General features: G+C 59.6%; 14 protein-coding genes and 1 pseudogene. 7 read left to right on the top strand and 8 right to left on the bottom strand.

Annotation, left to right across the window (positions count from 1 at the left end; genetic code table 11):
• Positions 1 to 58: 58 nt before the first annotated feature.
• Positions 59 to 1483 carry an aspartate ammonia-lyase gene (gene aspA, locus BZL41_RS13590; RefSeq protein WP_095599788.1) on the bottom strand — a complete coding sequence of 475 codons (1425 nt, stop codon included), beginning with the start codon at positions 1481 to 1483 and terminating at the stop codon, positions 59 to 61.
• A gap of 268 nt (positions 1484 to 1751) precedes the next feature.
• Here aspA and BZL41_RS13585 point away from each other — a divergent pair, with 268 nt between their 5' ends.
• On the top strand, positions 1752 to 2660 hold the full coding sequence (locus BZL41_RS13585) for a LysR substrate-binding domain-containing protein (RefSeq protein WP_095599787.1): 909 nt from the start codon (positions 1752 to 1754) through the stop codon (positions 2658 to 2660).
• 9 nt (positions 2661 to 2669) lie between these two features.
• On the opposite strand, the gene adhP is transcribed toward BZL41_RS13585, so the two are convergent.
• Positions 2670 to 3692: an alcohol dehydrogenase AdhP gene (gene adhP, locus BZL41_RS13580; protein WP_095599786.1), complete on the bottom strand. Its 1023-nt coding sequence runs from the start codon at positions 3690 to 3692 to the stop codon at positions 2670 to 2672.
• Positions 3693 to 3956: 264 nt separating this feature from the next.
• Here adhP and purE point away from each other — a divergent pair, with 264 nt between their 5' ends.
• The 6 genes from purE (at position 3957) to BZL41_RS13550 (ending at position 8243) form a co-directional block, all read left to right on the top strand.
• Entirely contained in the window at positions 3957 to 4448 is a 492-nt protein-coding gene (gene purE, locus BZL41_RS13575; protein WP_095599804.1) for a 5-(carboxyamino)imidazole ribonucleotide mutase, read from the top strand.
• A gap of 1 nt (position 4449) precedes the next feature.
• The gene (locus BZL41_RS13570) at positions 4450 to 5535 is read left to right on the top strand and encodes a 5-(carboxyamino)imidazole ribonucleotide synthase (RefSeq protein ID WP_095599785.1); all 1086 of its coding nucleotides are present in this window, start codon (positions 4450 to 4452) and stop codon (positions 5533 to 5535) included.
• Between the two features lie 129 nt (positions 5536 to 5664).
• Positions 5665 to 6426 (top strand): ABC transporter substrate-binding protein, encoded by a 762-nt coding sequence (locus tag BZL41_RS13565; RefSeq protein ID WP_095599784.1) that lies wholly within the window; start codon positions 5665 to 5667, stop codon positions 6424 to 6426.
• A gap of 172 nt (positions 6427 to 6598) precedes the next feature.
• The gene (locus tag BZL41_RS13560; protein ID WP_084339461.1) at positions 6599 to 6847 is read left to right on the top strand and encodes a GlsB/YeaQ/YmgE family stress response membrane protein; all 249 of its coding nucleotides are present in this window, start codon (positions 6599 to 6601) and stop codon (positions 6845 to 6847) included.
• A gap of 49 nt (positions 6848 to 6896) precedes the next feature.
• Complete coding sequence (locus BZL41_RS13555; RefSeq protein ID WP_095599783.1) at positions 6897 to 7427, top strand: DUF3299 domain-containing protein; 531 nt, start codon at positions 6897 to 6899, stop codon at positions 7425 to 7427.
• 135 nt (positions 7428 to 7562) lie between these two features.
• Positions 7563 to 8243 carry a uracil-DNA glycosylase family protein gene (locus BZL41_RS13550; protein ID WP_095599782.1) on the top strand — a complete coding sequence of 227 codons (681 nt, stop codon included), beginning with the start codon at positions 7563 to 7565 and terminating at the stop codon, positions 8241 to 8243.
• A 30-nt stretch (positions 8244 to 8273) separates the two neighbouring features.
• On the opposite strand, the gene BZL41_RS13545 is transcribed toward BZL41_RS13550, so the two are convergent.
• From BZL41_RS13545 to BZL41_RS13535, 6 genes and pseudogenes are all read right to left on the bottom strand, one after another.
• Positions 8274 to 8528 carry a DUF3077 domain-containing protein gene (locus tag BZL41_RS13545; protein WP_168190998.1) on the bottom strand — a complete coding sequence of 85 codons (255 nt, stop codon included), beginning with the start codon at positions 8526 to 8528 and terminating at the stop codon, positions 8274 to 8276.
• Between the two features lie 480 nt (positions 8529 to 9008).
• Positions 9009 to 9734 carry a hypothetical protein gene (locus tag BZL41_RS28015; RefSeq protein ID WP_143518085.1) on the bottom strand — a complete coding sequence of 242 codons (726 nt, stop codon included), beginning with the start codon at positions 9732 to 9734 and terminating at the stop codon, positions 9009 to 9011.
• Between the two features lie 214 nt (positions 9735 to 9948).
• Complete coding sequence (locus tag BZL41_RS28010; RefSeq protein ID WP_143518084.1) at positions 9949 to 10686, bottom strand: hypothetical protein; 738 nt, start codon at positions 10684 to 10686, stop codon at positions 9949 to 9951.
• A 71-nt stretch (positions 10687 to 10757) separates the two neighbouring features.
• Positions 10758 to 11705: a M48 family metallopeptidase gene (locus tag BZL41_RS28005; protein ID WP_143518083.1), complete on the bottom strand. Its 948-nt coding sequence runs from the start codon at positions 11703 to 11705 to the stop codon at positions 10758 to 10760.
• On the bottom strand, positions 11705 to 14518 hold the full coding sequence (locus tag BZL41_RS13540) for a hypothetical protein (protein WP_095599780.1): 2814 nt from the start codon (positions 14516 to 14518) through the stop codon (positions 11705 to 11707). Before BZL41_RS13540 ends, BZL41_RS28005 begins: the two co-directional genes overlap by 1 nt.
• 34 nt (positions 14519 to 14552) lie before the next feature.
• Positions 14553 to 14850, bottom strand: a pseudogene (locus BZL41_RS13535) (DUF2345 domain-containing protein); the annotation flags it as partial.

Genomic DNA, 14850 nt, shown 5'->3' with positions numbered 1-14850 from the left:
TTGGGCGGAAAACGAGACGCCGCGCTGGAGGGCGCGGCGTCTCGGAATTTCAGTTGTGTCAGGCCTTCAGCGGTACCAGGCGCGGCGCAATCATGTTGGCCGGCTGGAGGATGTCGGCGAGCACGGCGTCGTCCAGCAGGCCCTCCTCGCGCACCAGCTCCAGCACACCGCGGCCGCTTTCCAGCGCCACGCGGGCGATGCGGGTGGCGTTCTCGTAGCCGATGTAGGGGTTCAGCGCGGTGACCAGGCCGATGGAGTGCTCGACCAACTGGCGGCAGCGCTCTTCGTTGGCGGTGATGCCGACCACGCAGTGCTCGCGGAGCATGTCCATGGCGCGCTGCAGCAGGCGGATCGAGTCGAAGATCTTGTAGGCGATCAGCGGCTCCATCACGTTCAGTTGCAACTGGCCACCCTCGGCGGCGAGGGTCAGGGCCAGATCGTTGCCGATCACTTCGAAGGCCACCTGGTTGACCGCTTCCGGAATCACCGGGTTGACCTTGCCCGGCATGATCGAGCTGCCCGGCTGGCGCGGCGGCAGGTTGATCTCGTTGATGCCGGTGCGCGGGCCGCTGGAGAGCAGGCGCAGGTCGTTGCAGACCTTCGATAGCTTCACTGCCAGGCGCTTGAGCATGCCGGAGAACAGTACGAAGGCGCCCATGTCGGAGGTCGCTTCGATCAGGTCGGCGGCCGGACGCAGCGGCTGGCCGCTAATGGCCGCCAGACGCTCGACGGCGAGCTGCTGGTAGCGCGGGTCGGCGTTGATGCCGGTGCCGATGGCGGTGCCGCCGAGGTTGACCTCGACCAGCAGTTCCGGCGCCAGACGCTTGAGGTGGTTCAGGTCTTCGCCGAGGGTGGTGGCGAAGGCGCGGAATTCCTGGCCGAGGGTCATCGGCACGGCGTCCTGTAGCTGGGTACGGCCCATCTTCAGCACGTGGGCGAACTCCTCGCCCTTGGCGGCCAGCGCCTGGCACAGGCTGTCCAGGCTGGCGAGCAATGCGTCGTGGCCGAGCAGCAGGCCCAGGCGGATGGCGGTCGGGTAGGCGTCGTTGGTCGACTGCGCCATGTTCACGTCATTGTTCGGATGCAGGTACTGGTATTCGCCCTTGGCATGACCCATGGCTTCCAGCGCCAGGTTGGCGATGACCTCGTTGGCATTCATGTTGGTCGAGGTGCCGGCGCCGCCCTGGATCATGTCCACCACGAACTGATCGTGGAACTCGCCGCGAACCAGGCGCGCGCAGGCCTCGCTGATCGCTTTGTGCTTCTCGTCGGTCAGGTGACCCAGCTCGCGGTTGGCATCGGCCGCGGCCTGCTTGACCATGGCCAGGGCGACCACCAGCTTCGGGTAGTGCGACAGCGGCACGCCGGACAGACGGAAGTTGTGCACCGCGCGCAGCGTCTGGATGCCGTAGTAGGCATCGGCAGGGACTTCGAGGGTACCGAGCAGGTCTTTTTCGACACGGAAAGATGCAGCAGAGGACATGATGAGCGTTATCTCGGATGGAGCGCGGACAGTGCCGCGATGTGGATAGGCTAAGGGCTCGGGCGGAGCGGCGGCCAATGCTGTTAAACGCTATCCTATGCAGGAACGGCATAACGTCGATGTGACGTGACCGGCTCGGCGAGCGTGCGCCGCTCGACGTTCGCTGCTGGTTTCCGCCCCGAGGCCGCGGCGGCTGTGGCTCCCGCCGGGTCGCAAGCGTCCGATTACCCGCACACCCGGAGTCCGGGCACACGCCCGAGGAGGCGGTATGAACCTGGAAATGAAATGGCTGGAGGACTTCAGTGCCCTGGCCGCGACCCGCAGTTTCTCCCAGGCGGCCGAGCGCCGCTTCGTCACCCAGCCCGCCTTCAGCCGGCGCATCCGTGCTCTGGAAGAGACACTCGGCCTGACCCTGGTGGACCGCGCCCATACCCCCATCGAACTGACCGAAGCCGGGCAACTGTTCCTGGTCACCGCCCGCAGCGTGGTCGAACAGCTCGGCGAAGTGGTGCGTCACCTGCATCAACTGGAAGGGCGCCAGGGTGAGGTGCTGCAGATTGCCGCCGCCCACTCCCTGGCCCTGGGCTTCTTCCCCACTTGGTTCGCCCGTCTGCGTGCCGAGGGCCTGAACCTCACCAGCCGGCTGGTGGCGACCAACGTCGGCGAAGCCGTGCATGCTCTGCGCGAAGGCGCCTGTGACCTGATTCTCGCCTACTACGACCCGGACGCTTCGTTGCAGATGGACCCGGAAATCTTCCCCTCGCTGCACTTGGGCACCACCTTGATGCTGCCGGTCTGCGCGGTGGGCGAGGACGGGAAGGCGCTGTTCGATCTCGATAGCGGCCAGACCGTGCCGCTGCTCGCCTACAGCGCCGGGGCGTTCCTCGGACGGTCGGTGAACCTGTTGCTGCGCCAGCGCGCGCTGCGTTCCACCACGGTGTACGAGACGGCCATGGCCGACAGTTTGAAGAGCATGGCCCTGCAGGGCCTGGGTGTGGCCTGGGTGCCGCAGTTGTCGGTGACGCAGGAATTGGCGCGGGGCGAACTGGCGATCTGCGGTGGCCCGCAGTGGCACGTACCGCTGGAAATTCGCCTGTACCGCTGCGCGCTGGTGCGCAAGGCGGCGGTGAGGTTGCTCTGGCGGCGGTTGGAGACGGGAGCGGGCGCTCCCGTCTGAGCCGATCCGTTACAGGGTCAGCACGATCCGTCCTTCGATCTTGCCGCCGCGCATGTCGTCGAGCACTTGGTTGATGTTGTCCAGCGAGTCGGTGTGGATGGTCGCCTTGACCAACCCCTCGGCGGCGAAATCCAGCGCCTCCTGCAAGTCCGCGCGGGTGCCGACGATGGAACCGGTGATGCTGATGGCCTTGAGCACCACGTCGAAGATCGGCGCCGGGAAATCGCCCGGCGGCAGGCCGACCAGGGCCACGGTGCCATGCCGGCGCGCCATGCCGATGGCCTGGCCGAAGGCGCTATTGGACACCGCCGTGACCAGCACGCCGTGGGCGCCGCCGATCTCGCGCTGAACCACTTCGGCCGGGTTCTCGTGACGGGCATTGATCGTCAATCCGGCGCCGAGCTTGCGCGCCAGCTCCAGCTTGGCATCATCCACGTCCACCGCCACCACGTGCAGGCCCATGGCGCGGGCATATTGCACCGCCACGTGGCCGAGCCCGCCGATACCGGAGATCGCCACCCATTGGCCGGGCCGTGCGCCGGTGACTTTCAGGCCCTTGTAGACGGTGACGCCGGCACAGAGGATCGGCGCGATTTCCTCGAAACCCACCGCGTCCGGCAGCAGGCCGACATAGTTCGGATCCGCCAGCACATACTCGGCATAGCCGCCGTTCACCGAGTAGCCGGTGTTCTGCTGGCTCTCGCAGAGGGTTTCCCAGCCGGTCAGGCAGTGTTCGCAACAGCCGCAGGCGCTGTACAGCCAGGGCACGCCGACGCGGTCGCCTTCTTTCACCCGGGTCACCCCGGCGCCCACCGCGGCCACATGGCCGACACCCTCGTGGCCGGGAATGAACGGCAGCGACGGCTTCACCGGCCAGTCGCCCTCGGCGGCGTGCAGGTCGGTGTGGCAAACGCCCGAGGCGGCGATCTTCACCAGAATCTGCCCCGGACCGGGCAACGGCACTTTCACTTCCTCGATGCGCAGCGGCTCGCCGAAGGCATGCACCACCGCGGCTTTCATGGTCTGGTTCATAACGGTTTCTCCATGGGTAGCGAACCGTCATTCTGCGCGGGCCGGACCGGCAGGCATTGAGCTAAAGCAAGTCTTGCCGCGATTTGCCGGCCGTTGGACGGATGGTCATCGCGGATGCTCGTCCGGCGTGGCTTTGCGGTATACTGCGCCGCCTCGAAAACCGGCGACGTCCGCTGGTTCGACGAATACGCCAAGCCACGCCCCATCAGCGTGGCTTGTTGGTTTTTGACGCGCCCCGCCGGGCGCCCGTGAAGAGGCATGATGATGAGCGCACTGGTAGGCGTGATCATGGGCTCCAAGTCCGACTGGTCCACCCTCAGCCACACCGTCGAGATGCTGGACAAGCTGGGCATCCCCAACGAAGTGAAGGTGGTCTCCGCCCACCGCACCCCGGATCTGCTGTTCCAGTACGCCGAACAGGCCGAGTCGCGCGGTATCCAGGTGATCATCGCCGGCGCCGGCGGCGCCGCCCACCTGCCGGGCATGTGCGCGGCCAAGACCCACCTGCCGGTGCTCGGCGTGCCGGTGCAATCCTCCATGCTATCCGGCGTCGATTCGCTGCTTTCCATCGTGCAGATGCCCGCCGGCGTCCCGGTCGCCACCCTGGCCATCGGCAAGGCCGGCGCCGTCAACGCCGCGCTGCTCGCCGCCAGCATCCTCGGCCACCAGCACCCGCAGTTCCACGCGGCGCTGAAGAAATTCCGCGACGAGCAGACCCAGACCGTACTGGACAACCCGGACCCGAGGGACGCGTAACATGAAGATCGGCGTGATCGGTGGCGGCCAGCTGGGCCGCATGCTGGCCCTGGCGGGCACCCCGCTGGGCATGAACTTCGCCTTCCTCGACCCGGCGCCGGATGCCTGCGCGCAAGCCCTCGGCGAGCACATCCGTGCCGACTACGGCGACCAGGACCACCTGCGCCAACTGGCGGACGAAGTCGACCTGGTCACCTTCGAATTCGAAAGCGTGCCGGCCGAGACGGTCGCCTTCCTCTCGCAATTCGTGCCGGTCTACCCGAGCGCCGAGTCCCTGCGCATCGCCCGCGACCGTTGGTTCGAAAAATCGATGTTCAAGGAACTGGGCATCCCGACGCCCGCGTTCGCCGACATCCAGTCCCAGGCCGACCTCGACGCGGCCGCTGCCAGCATCGGCCTGCCGGCCGTGCTCAAGACCCGCACCCTCGGTTACGACGGCAAGGGCCAGAAGGTCCTGCGCAAGCCCCAGGACGTGGCCGGCGCGTTCGCCGAACTGGGCAGCGTGCCCTGCATCCTCGAAGGCTTCGTGCCCTTCACCGGCGAAGTGTCGCTGGTGGCGGTCCGTGCCCGCGACGGCGAAACGCGCTTCTACCCGCTGGTGCACAACACCCACGAGAACGGCATCCTGCGTCTGTCCGTCGCCAGCAGCGACCACCCGCTGCAAGCCCTGGCCGAAGACTACGTCGGCCGCGTGCTGGAGCGCCTGGACTACGTCGGCGTGCTGGCCTTCGAGTTCTTCGAAGTGGACGGCGGCCTGAAAGCCAACGAGATCGCCCCGCGGGTGCACAACTCCGGCCACTGGACCATCGAAGGCGCCGAGTGCAGCCAGTTCGAAAACCACCTGCGCGCCGTGGCCGGCCTGCCGCTGGGCTCCACCGCCAAGGTGGGCGAGAGCGCCATGCTCAACTTCATCGGCGAAGTACCGCCGGTGGCTCAGGTCATCGCCATCGACGACTGCCACCTGCACCACTACGGCAAGGCGTTCAAGGAGGGCCGCAAGGTGGGCCACGCCACCCTGCGCTGCGCCGACCGGGCCACGCTGGCTGCCCGCGTCGCCGACGTCGAGGCGCTGATCGCCAGACGTTGAGTGCCGGTTTTGCGGTGGAAGTCTGCCGTCGGCTGCCAACCCTGTGTCTTTTTCCGGCCGAGGGTGAGGTGAAAGGGCCGAAGGCAGGCTCTAAGCTCCTGACGATGGCCGTCGTTCAAGAGCCCGCCGATGAAACACCTCCTTCTACTGCTGCCTGTGCTGTTCGGGCTGGGTAACACCCAGGCCGAAGAAATTCTCAAAGCCGACTTTCGTGAGCGCCCGCCCGAAATGCAGGTGATCGACGGCCTGCCCAGCGGCCCGCTGATCAGCGTGCTGGACACCGCCGCCCATCGCATCGGCGCCCGTGTCCAGTGGCGCGAAGCGCCGTTCCTGCGCAGCCTGGACGACCTGCGCAACGGCCGCATCGACATCGTGCCCAGGGTGATCTACACCCTGGATCGCCAGTCCTATATCCACTACCTGCCGAGCATCGGACGCCAGCGCAAGAACATTCGTTTCGTCGTCCGCCCCGGCCAGGAAACCCGCCTGCGCAGCTACCGCGACCTGCAAGGCCTGAGCATCGGCGTCAAGCGCGGCACCGCCTACTTCGAACCCTTCGACAGCGATGGCCTGCTCAGCAAACGACTGGCCAGCGACGATGCCCAACTGGTCGCCATGTTCCGCGCCCAACGCCTGGACGCCATCGTCGTACTCGACCAGATCCCCCTGGAAACCAGCTTCGCCGCCATCGGCTTCGACGGCTACCGCTACGCGCCGTACCAGCACGAGCAGCGCATCGACAACCATTTCGGTGTCTCCCGGCGCCTTTACGAGGGCAAACGGCGAGCCTTGTACGAACGCCTCGCCGCCGAACTGCAAGCCATGCGCGCCAGGGGCGAGATCAAGCAGATCTACGAGCGTTACGACGTCGAAGTGCCGGACGCACCCTGAGGACACGCAAGGCGACGGCAGATGCGGATGACTGCACTTTGCCAGCTTGATGCCATCGGCAAATAGAAAGAAATGTTCCGGGCCCATCTGGCTACCGGCAGAACCCGACGGCATCTTCGCCTGTCCATTGATTGACGCCGCCTCGCGGCACCACTCCCAAGGAGGAACGCCCATGGGCATCATCGGAACCATCATCATCGGCCTGCTCGTTGGCCTCGTCGCACGCTTCCTCAAACCCGGCAACGACAGCATGGGCTGGATCATGACCATCCTGCTCGGCATCGGCGGCGCCCTGCTGGCCACCTACGGCGGCCAAGCCTTGGGCATCTACGCCGCCGGGGAAGCGGCGGGCTTTATCGGCGCGGTGGTCGGTGCGATCATCCTGCTCGTCATCTACGGTCTGGTCAGCCGCAGGACCTGACCCCGTGAAGGGGTCGCCGCGGCGACCCTTTCTCCCCCGCGAAGTCCCCATGCGCCGACTACTGTTACCGCTGCTGCTCACCGCCACCCTCGTCCATGCCGCACCACCCGAACTCGACTGGCTCGAGCTCATGCCTCCCGAGGACCGCAAGGCCCTCGAAGAAATGCCGGAAATCAGCCACGACACTCCGGAAGGCCAGGGCTTCAGCGACAAGGGCGGGCTCAAGCAACAGGACAAGGACCTGCCGGCAGTCATGTACTCGGCCAAGACCGTCCCGTCCCTGAATGGCAAACAGATCCGCCTCGGTGGCTACCCGGTCCCGCTGGAAACCGACGCCAAGGGCCGCGGCACCGAATTCTTCCTGGTGCCATATCCTGGCGCCTGCATCCATGTACCGCCGCCGCCGCCGAACCAGATCGTCCTGGTGCGCTACCCCAAGGGCATCCCCCTCGACGACATCTACACCCCGCTCTGGGTGGACGGCACCCTCAAGGTCGAAAACATCAGCAACGACCTGGCCGACGCCGCCTACGCCCTGGACGCCAGCGCGGTGAAGGTAGTGGAGGAAGACGAGCTATAGTCCCGCTCGGACTGCTTTTAGCGCCCTCTCCCATTGATGGGAGACGACTGCATGGATGCAGGAGGTAGAGCGCGAGGGCGGGGGAGGGTGAGAACGGCTGACGACACCGACCCGGACCAACCAAGGAGGCACCCCATGCCCCTCGACCCACACCAGCGCCAAGCCTTCCGCGCCCTGGCCGCGGAAACCGAAGGCATCGACACCGCCACCTACGCCCGCTTCGGCAAGGACCCGCTCGACCCCATCATCGGCCTCGGCGACCCCGACGCGCCCCTCGGCTTCTTCGGCCGCGACCCCGGCCGCGACGAAGTCCGCTACGGCGAGCCCTTCATCGGCAGCGGCGGGCAGATCGTCCGCAAAGTCCTCTACCGCCACCTGCACGGCCAGGACATGCCCGACTTCGACGCTTCCTGCCAGCTCGGCCGGGACTTTTTCTGGATCAACACCGTCCCCTACAAACCGGTGGGCAATAAAGCCTGGTCCATGAAGGTCAAGAAACGCTTCCACCCATTAATGCGCCGCCTGCTGATCGAAAGCTGGCACGACCGCGACATCATCACCCTCGGCCGTGAAGCCTTCCTCTGGTTCGGCATCGACCAGCCCAAAGAGCAACGCCAGCGCCTGGAAGCCTTCTGGGCGCGCGAAGACCGCTTCGAAACCCACCTCGACGTCGAACTCCAGGCCGACGACGGCGCCGCCCGCAGCTTCACCCTCCACCCGCTGCCCCACCCCTCGCCGCTCAACCAGACCTGGTTCAAGCGCTTCCCGGGATTGCTGGAGCAGCGATTGAAAGCTCTCCTGCCGACCAAGCCCTGAAGCCGGCGCCACGCGCCGGCTCGGAAGGCTCTACCCGGCGTCGCGCTCCAACCCCTCCAGGCAACCCAGCACCGCCGCTCTGGCCATCCCGATCAGATAACCGCAGCCATCGCTCAAGGACTCGTCCGCCTCATGCCCCGCCCGAGCCGCCAACACCTCGGCGGCATCCAGCAGATGGCAGGCACTCTCCAACGCCGCCCGCACCGGCACACCCGGCCGAACCGCGAACAGATGATGCCGACCATCCTCGCAAGGGTGGAAAGCGGTGGAATGTGTCTTAGACATGGCGCACCTCCCCGGCAAAATGCCGAAGAAGGGCGAAGAGAAAAGAAACAGAAAGGCTGTGCAACTGCAGCATGGTTTGGCTCCTGACATTCGAGAAGGTCTCCACACACAGCCGCCATAACACGCACTGCGAGCCAAAAAGCCAGCAATGGGATAGGGACGCTATGCGCCTAACGTAACTCGGGTCGCCAAACCCGGCCGCGAATCATCGCGACGGCGGGCACTATAGGACTCGAACCCAAGGACAGGCAAGCCGGGGCAGGAAGAATAGGCGGCAACGGCCGAGTGGTTCACGAAGCAGGGGGGAACTGTGTGGTGGTTGTCGAAGCGCGGGGGATCACTTGGACGGTGCGAGCTTTTCCAGATAACGGGCTCGGTTGTGGGGCTCATACGGGCGCCGCAGTCATTCACTGTCGTTTCGTGAGACTGACTACTGTTTTCGGTCTCGAAGCCTTCCTTCTGACTTGATTGGATTAGCTCTCAGTCACGACTTCTTATAATCACCTTAAATGGTTCGTTGGGAGATACTTCCTGCTCTAAAGATATAGCCGTTTCTAGGTTTTTAGGGCTGTATATTAAAAAGCTCCGCTTCTTCCCTAAATCTGTTATGGCTCCATTCTCAACTACCAGCGTCGTCGGGCTCCGCTCGAGAAGGTCTGTTGCGCTTGTATAATTGCTGTATATGAAAGAGTCATTGATTTTTCCGGCTAGTACTTTTATAGGGGATTCTAGGTCTTCAAATAGACCCATTAGGTTTTCCTTGTCCGCTTTGGTAATCCATTTTTCCGTATAGGCATAAACTTTATCTTGCACATCATTTCCGAGCTTTTCGTCAATGCCGCATACAGCCTTTCTGGTCGTTAGTCCGTTTATGTGGCTGGTGATGTCGGCATAAATACAGTCCAGATAAATTTCATTATTTTTTCCATAAAGAGTGTAGTAGATATCAAATGAAGTGCTGGAAGCTGTGTTGGAGTAATATAGCGCTGGCGTATTGTTGAAATTTATTAGTGTGGTATAGGTTTGACCGTAAGCCCCGATTATGCCATTTAATTTCCTTTGCCCTCCTGTCCATTGGATAGTCAATACGCCGGAGGCAGTATCTGCTGTGTATGTATATAGGTCGTGCTCTAGTTTTATCTCTTCCGCGTGCCCGGTTAAAATGAAGAGGCTGTATAAAAATATGAATCTACTTAGTGTTTTCATCGTATCATTGCCGTAATTTCGATGTGGCTAATTGTTCTTATCCCTTACTGCTAAGTATTGTGTTCCAGCTCTTTCCTTTATCGCTTCAGAGGTGCCGTTACTCTAGTTGGAATTAATTTTTCTTTTCCAGCTCTCTTCATTTTTACATGATATTTTTGGTAGTAAGTCTTCGCTTCCCTCTGTTGTTCTTTTGCCCAAAGAACATCGGCTAGGTTTAACATGAGCACAGTGCGATCAGGAGCAATATTTCTACATTTCGAAGCACACGAAGGGCTAGATCAAGTTCGCCTACTTCAGCTAGTGCAAATCCTATGTCGTTATATGAAGTGGCGTCAGCTTTAGAAATGGGAGTCCTTGTAATTGTCGTTCGAATATTGTCGTCTGATGCGTAGGATGTTATCGCCTCATAATCATGATCGACTAATCTACTGAGCAGTACTCGATGAATAAGTGCTGGCGAGTCAACGTCTCCGTCTTTTAACTTCTGCGTGGCTAGTTCTTTTGTGTTGTAAAAGAAATGCTCTCTAGCTCCTTCTTCTGTAGTTCCCTCGTAGCCGGATATAAGACCTTCAAGGTTTTCTTTTCTTTCAAGAGAGTTGGAGGTTTCTGCTAAAACAAAACTGGTATATTGAACACCTGTTATGCCTAAGCCGCTGTGGTCTAAATGATAAGAGCATGTGATGATTAGTGCTTCTGATCCATCGGGCAACTTCACCGAATAAGAGTCGCTAAGTGACGGCTCCCCTCCTTCTGGATCGCATTGCACGGGAAGAATCATTCGCTGCCCATTTTCCAGGGCTAGGGCAGCAGTCAAAGAATTAGTCTTTGGGTTATGCGAGAAAACGACCTCTTTACCGCCCGATATGCTTGGAGAAAGCTTCTTAGTGGTTTCCCCTTCAGTTGCAAGCACTATGGAGGAAGCCATAATCAGTATGGTTAAAATTGCCTTCATATTATTCGGCTTGTTTTGCTCATAAAGAATTTTCGATCCGTATGCTATAAGCCTAGAGATAATGCATATTCTTATTTTTTGTTCATGTAAGCGGTGCAATCCGATCTTGGGATCACATGCTTGGGGATTCGATCTTGTTTTCCAATCGCCATCATTCTCTTCCTGTATTCGCCATAAAGGTGGCAGGCAGAGTCTTTCATATCTAGCGCCCAGTAGCTGTCAGCCAAATTCAGAGTTGTTACCACTCGTTGTGGAAACTGATTGTGTATTTGCTCTAGAAGGTTTGCGGCAAGTACATTGTTCCCACTTTGTTGCATATAAAAAGCATAGTTATTAAGTGCTTCAACGTTGCTTTTTGTTATGGCTGTTCCTAATTCAAAGATCAAATCTGGTGGGATCGGCTTCCGGTTCTCTTCGCTTGGGGGAAGTTTGTTATAGAATAATTTGCTATTTTTGCCATCTGCCAAGTATTTTTTTATCTCGCTGATATCGTCATTTATAGATTCTCTAGCTTCCGCTTCGTTAAGTTGTTTGTATTTTGGTGTTTGAGTATTGAAATCTGAAAAAGAAGTACAGCATTCTATTCGCTTAACTTCAAAATCTTGTGGAAAACGGGCTTCAGGAGGGATTTTTCTGTTATTTAAAGAAAACTCTTCGCTTCTGTAGGGTTCGGACCAAGTTGACTCCTTTTTGAGTAAGAAGGTTTTTAGCTCATCATTCCAGCGAAACGTATATACACTCTGTATAGTGTCATGTGGTGAATAGTAGTCCAAGGGGATAATTAACTCTTCGGGGAAGTAGCCGGGCGCTATCCCTGCAGAGCCTGTATTAAATTTACCGGTAATATCTCCGATCCCATTAAGCGAAATAGTAACATTGCTCATGCCCTCAGTTTCTTCTATTGGTCTGACAGAGTAGCTATCGCATTTTTCATCTTGGTTAAAGTCATATTCACACTCGCCTGCTAATATATTGCTTGCGACTAAACATAATAATGTGGCTGCAATGATTCTTGACATTATGAGTTTCTCAGGATTTGAATTCTTTGTTCGGCATATTCTTTTGCCTGTGGAGCCTTCCGGGTAGAGGAATAATATTTGGTAGTATTATCATCCCTAACACTTTGGTTAGTGTTGTATATTTCGATGAAGCGCGAGTAGCCCTCAATGGCATCTTCTTTATTTTTTGCTTTCCCAGCGGCGCTCGCTCCAGGATCACTCCAAAGGCCCCAAGCAAACGACGGTTTAGCCTTGTTATAAGCCTCGCTATCTTTAAATAGATAGCGGCCATTTTGATTAAGCTTGGCGCAAGCGCTTATCTTAAGCACATCAATCGCTGAGTTTAGAAAAGACAAGCGATGATCGTAACCATTTAAGCCGCCGTTAATTAAAATAGTCACATAAATGAAGTCATCTTTATCGGAATGTACGCCAAGTTTTTTAAACTCTGTCCAAAACCAGCCTGCGGAAATCACGCAGTGCGGGGGGTGAGCCATTTTTTCGTAATTGGGGTGTCCGATAAAGTTTTCGCCCACATAGTTCCCATATGCTTGATAGTTTGATTGCCATGTGATTTGAAGTAGGCCTCTGCCGATATAAGGATGATAAGCAGGAAGAGGGGCTCCTGAATTAAGTCCCTCGGTGACATAATTAAGACTGCCGCTTTCATGTAACATCTGAGAAAGTAAGTGAGCCCTGCTTATGCACTGGTTTATTTCGAACCTCTCAAACATTTGATTGATCGGCTCAATATATCGATCAATATTTGCTGCCGAGGAATGAGGCGCAATCCTTCGAAGCTGATCTTTCGTAAGCTCAGCCTTACACGAGCAGGCAGCCAAGGGGAAGTTGTTTATTAATGAAACTGGCTGAAAATGCCAAGCCTTCCCATCCGCATTGATCCCGTGCTTGCCCGCCAGGCTTCCCCACCAGCTCAACTTCTCAATACGCGCCTTTTCGCTCTCCCAATTCGGGTTCGGGTCGACGAAGGGAATATGTCCCATCAACGGGTCGAGTTCGTCCCATTTGTCGGCCTTCCAGAGCCATTCGCTTTCGTAGTGGGTGACCAGTTGGGCGATGGATTGGGCGTGCCATGGTTTTTTCAGGGCATTGCGTATTTCGGTGGCGGTAAGTTTGTTGTCGCGGTTGCTGTCGATGATGTCGTACAGCCGGGTCTTTACCGGGCCTTGGTCTTCCTGGCTGACCAGGGCGCGGTAGTTCGCTCGTTCTTCGTCCGTCAGGCGGCGCAGGGCGTCGTAGAGATAGGCGACCTTGCCGATGGGGCGTCCGGTTTCCTTGATGAAATCGTAGCCCGGCCACTCCCAGGGGCTATGGCGCGTGGTGATGGGCTCCTGTTCCGCGAGCCAGCCGCTGATGGGGTTGCCGCTGCTGTCCGCGAGCAGATTGTCCAAGCGCCACCAGCGCGTCACGTGTGGGGTCGTGCTGCCGGGTACGGTGGTGCTGACTTGCAGTTTGCGGTCCGCCGGGAGGCCGTCCAGCAGGCTTTGCGGGATGATCAGGTCGACCCCCACGGCCGTGCCGGCGTCGCTGGTCTTGGGTGGGTTGGTCGCGTTGATGCCTTCGCGGTGGGGGATGAGCTTGCTGGCCCCCTTGTAGACCTTGAGCAAGGTTTTCTGTTGCTCGGGCAACTGGCCTGCCCAGGCTCTGCTTCTGGCGATGAAGCCGGGCACATCCTCGCAACTGAACACTTCCAGATGGAGAAGCGGCTGGGGGGCCCCGTCATCGTGATTCTGGTAGTGGCCGAGGTGGCCGATCACGTCGCCTGCCTTGACCGGGAAAGGCGTGGGCAGCACATGCACACGGTCGAGTACCGGTTCCGAACGGGTTGCTTCCAGGGAGTCGAAGTGTACGAAGCCCTGGATGTTCTGCACGCTGTTGGCCGAGAGCGGAGGCGCATCCTTGCCGGCAACGATTTCTTTCAGCTTCCGATAGGGGCCCGTCGCCGACTCCAGCCGGAACGTGGCAGCCGTTGGCAGAACACCCATGATGGGTGAGCGCCCGTTTCCGGCTTTGCGCACATTCAGGCCTTTTTCCGGTGCGAGCATCGGCTCCTGGTCATTGGCCTCTTCGCCGACCAGAAAAACGTCCGCATCGCTCGTTGGCTCCATTTCCTTGATGAAGACCCAGCCTTGGGCCGGACTGGCGAGGGCGGGAAGCGTGCGGCCTTGAACGATGGCCACCAGCTTGCGCCATCTCGGATCGGCACCATGGACTTCGCCTACCTTGACCGTGCTGCCTTTGGGGAGGATGGCGAGCACTCTGCCGGCTGGGGGTGTTTCTCTGACGCGCAACCCTCGTACCGGGTCCGTGGCTTTGTCCGCCTTGACCTTGTAGAGGGTTTCCCCGATGAACGCGGGTGCGGTGGGAGCACCCGCTTTGCCGTAGCCGTCCCAGTCCAGCAAGTGCATGTACAGGCTGAAGAAGGTCAACGAGGGCGGCGGGACCGGGGTGGTACTGGGATTGGCCGGTAGCGCGGGGGCCTCCAGACGATGCTTGACCAATACGAAGCAGCGCGAATACGGGGCCGCTATGGTTTGTCTCGATGCATTGACGTAGAGACTCTGGGGATAGTGCCTGTCGATCCGGTAGGCGATTACTTCGCCATCGGCGATACAGCGCACGTGGGATTGGTCGAACGATGCGGCTGTCTTGCTATCGAAGTGCACCCCGCCATGCCACTGGCCGTTCTTGCCGATGGGGTAGTAGCCACCGCCTGCTTTTGCCAGGGCGGTGAGGCATTGGATGGGGTCGAGGTTGCCCGCGCTGGGCTTGAAGGGAAAGCTCCAGTTGTTGACCTTGCTTGTGTCGCTCATGTGTTCCAATCCTTGATTATCGCGTCCTGCGCCATCAGCCCGAGAAGTTGATCATCCGCTTGAGTTTCTGGGGTTCGATGGGTTCGAGCCGGTTCAGCAGCGCCTTATCCAGCAGATTCCCCGCCTTGTCCGCATCCGCCGCGCCCGGTGGGGTGGGGGGCTTGATGGCGATGCCGCTGCCCTTGCCCGGCGAGCCGCCGGCGTTGAGCTTGGCCAGGGGGCCGGAGACGGTAATGCCGCTGGGGTCGAGTTTGATGAAGCTGCCGCCGGCCTGGACGGTCAGTTCCATGCCGGCTTCGATGACCAGTTTCTGCCCGGCCTTGAGGTGGATT

The organism is Pseudomonas sp. PIC25, assembly GCF_002286785.1.
GTDB lineage: Bacteria > Pseudomonadota > Gammaproteobacteria > Pseudomonadales > Pseudomonadaceae > Pseudomonas_M.
Note: the sequence above shows the minus strand (reverse complement) of the source record. Positions and strands in the feature narration are given on the sequence as shown.

Excerpts from the sequence above, each read along its gene's own strand:
- aspA (WP_095599788.1), bottom strand. The coding sequence starts at position 1,483 with ATGTCCTCTGCTGCATCTTTCCGTGTCGAAAAAGACCTGCTCGGTACC.
- BZL41_RS13585 (WP_095599787.1), top strand. The coding sequence starts at position 1,752 with ATGAACCTGGAAATGAAATGGCTGGAGGACTTCAGTGCCCTGGCCGCG.
- adhP (WP_095599786.1), bottom strand. The coding sequence starts at position 3,692 with ATGAACCAGACCATGAAAGCCGCGGTGGTGCATGCCTTCGGCGAGCCG.
- purE (WP_095599804.1), top strand. The coding sequence starts at position 3,957 with ATGAGCGCACTGGTAGGCGTGATCATGGGCTCCAAGTCCGACTGGTCC.
- BZL41_RS13570 (WP_095599785.1), top strand. The coding sequence starts at position 4,450 with ATGAAGATCGGCGTGATCGGTGGCGGCCAGCTGGGCCGCATGCTGGCC.
- BZL41_RS13565 (WP_095599784.1), top strand. The coding sequence starts at position 5,665 with ATGAAACACCTCCTTCTACTGCTGCCTGTGCTGTTCGGGCTGGGTAAC.
- BZL41_RS13560 (WP_084339461.1), top strand. The coding sequence starts at position 6,599 with ATGGGCATCATCGGAACCATCATCATCGGCCTGCTCGTTGGCCTCGTC.
- BZL41_RS13555 (WP_095599783.1), top strand. The coding sequence starts at position 6,897 with ATGCGCCGACTACTGTTACCGCTGCTGCTCACCGCCACCCTCGTCCAT.
- BZL41_RS13550 (WP_095599782.1), top strand. The coding sequence starts at position 7,563 with ATGCCCCTCGACCCACACCAGCGCCAAGCCTTCCGCGCCCTGGCCGCG.
- BZL41_RS13545 (WP_168190998.1), bottom strand. The coding sequence starts at position 8,528 with ATGTCTAAGACACATTCCACCGCTTTCCACCCTTGCGAGGATGGTCGG.
- BZL41_RS28015 (WP_143518085.1), bottom strand. The coding sequence starts at position 9,734 with ATGAAAACACTAAGTAGATTCATATTTTTATACAGCCTCTTCATTTTA.
- BZL41_RS28010 (WP_143518084.1), bottom strand. The coding sequence starts at position 10,686 with ATGAAGGCAATTTTAACCATACTGATTATGGCTTCCTCCATAGTGCTT.
- BZL41_RS28005 (WP_143518083.1), bottom strand. The coding sequence starts at position 11,705 with ATGTCAAGAATCATTGCAGCCACATTATTATGTTTAGTCGCAAGCAAT.
- BZL41_RS13540 (WP_095599780.1), bottom strand. The coding sequence starts at position 14,518 with ATGAGCGACACAAGCAAGGTCAACAACTGGAGCTTTCCCTTCAAGCCC.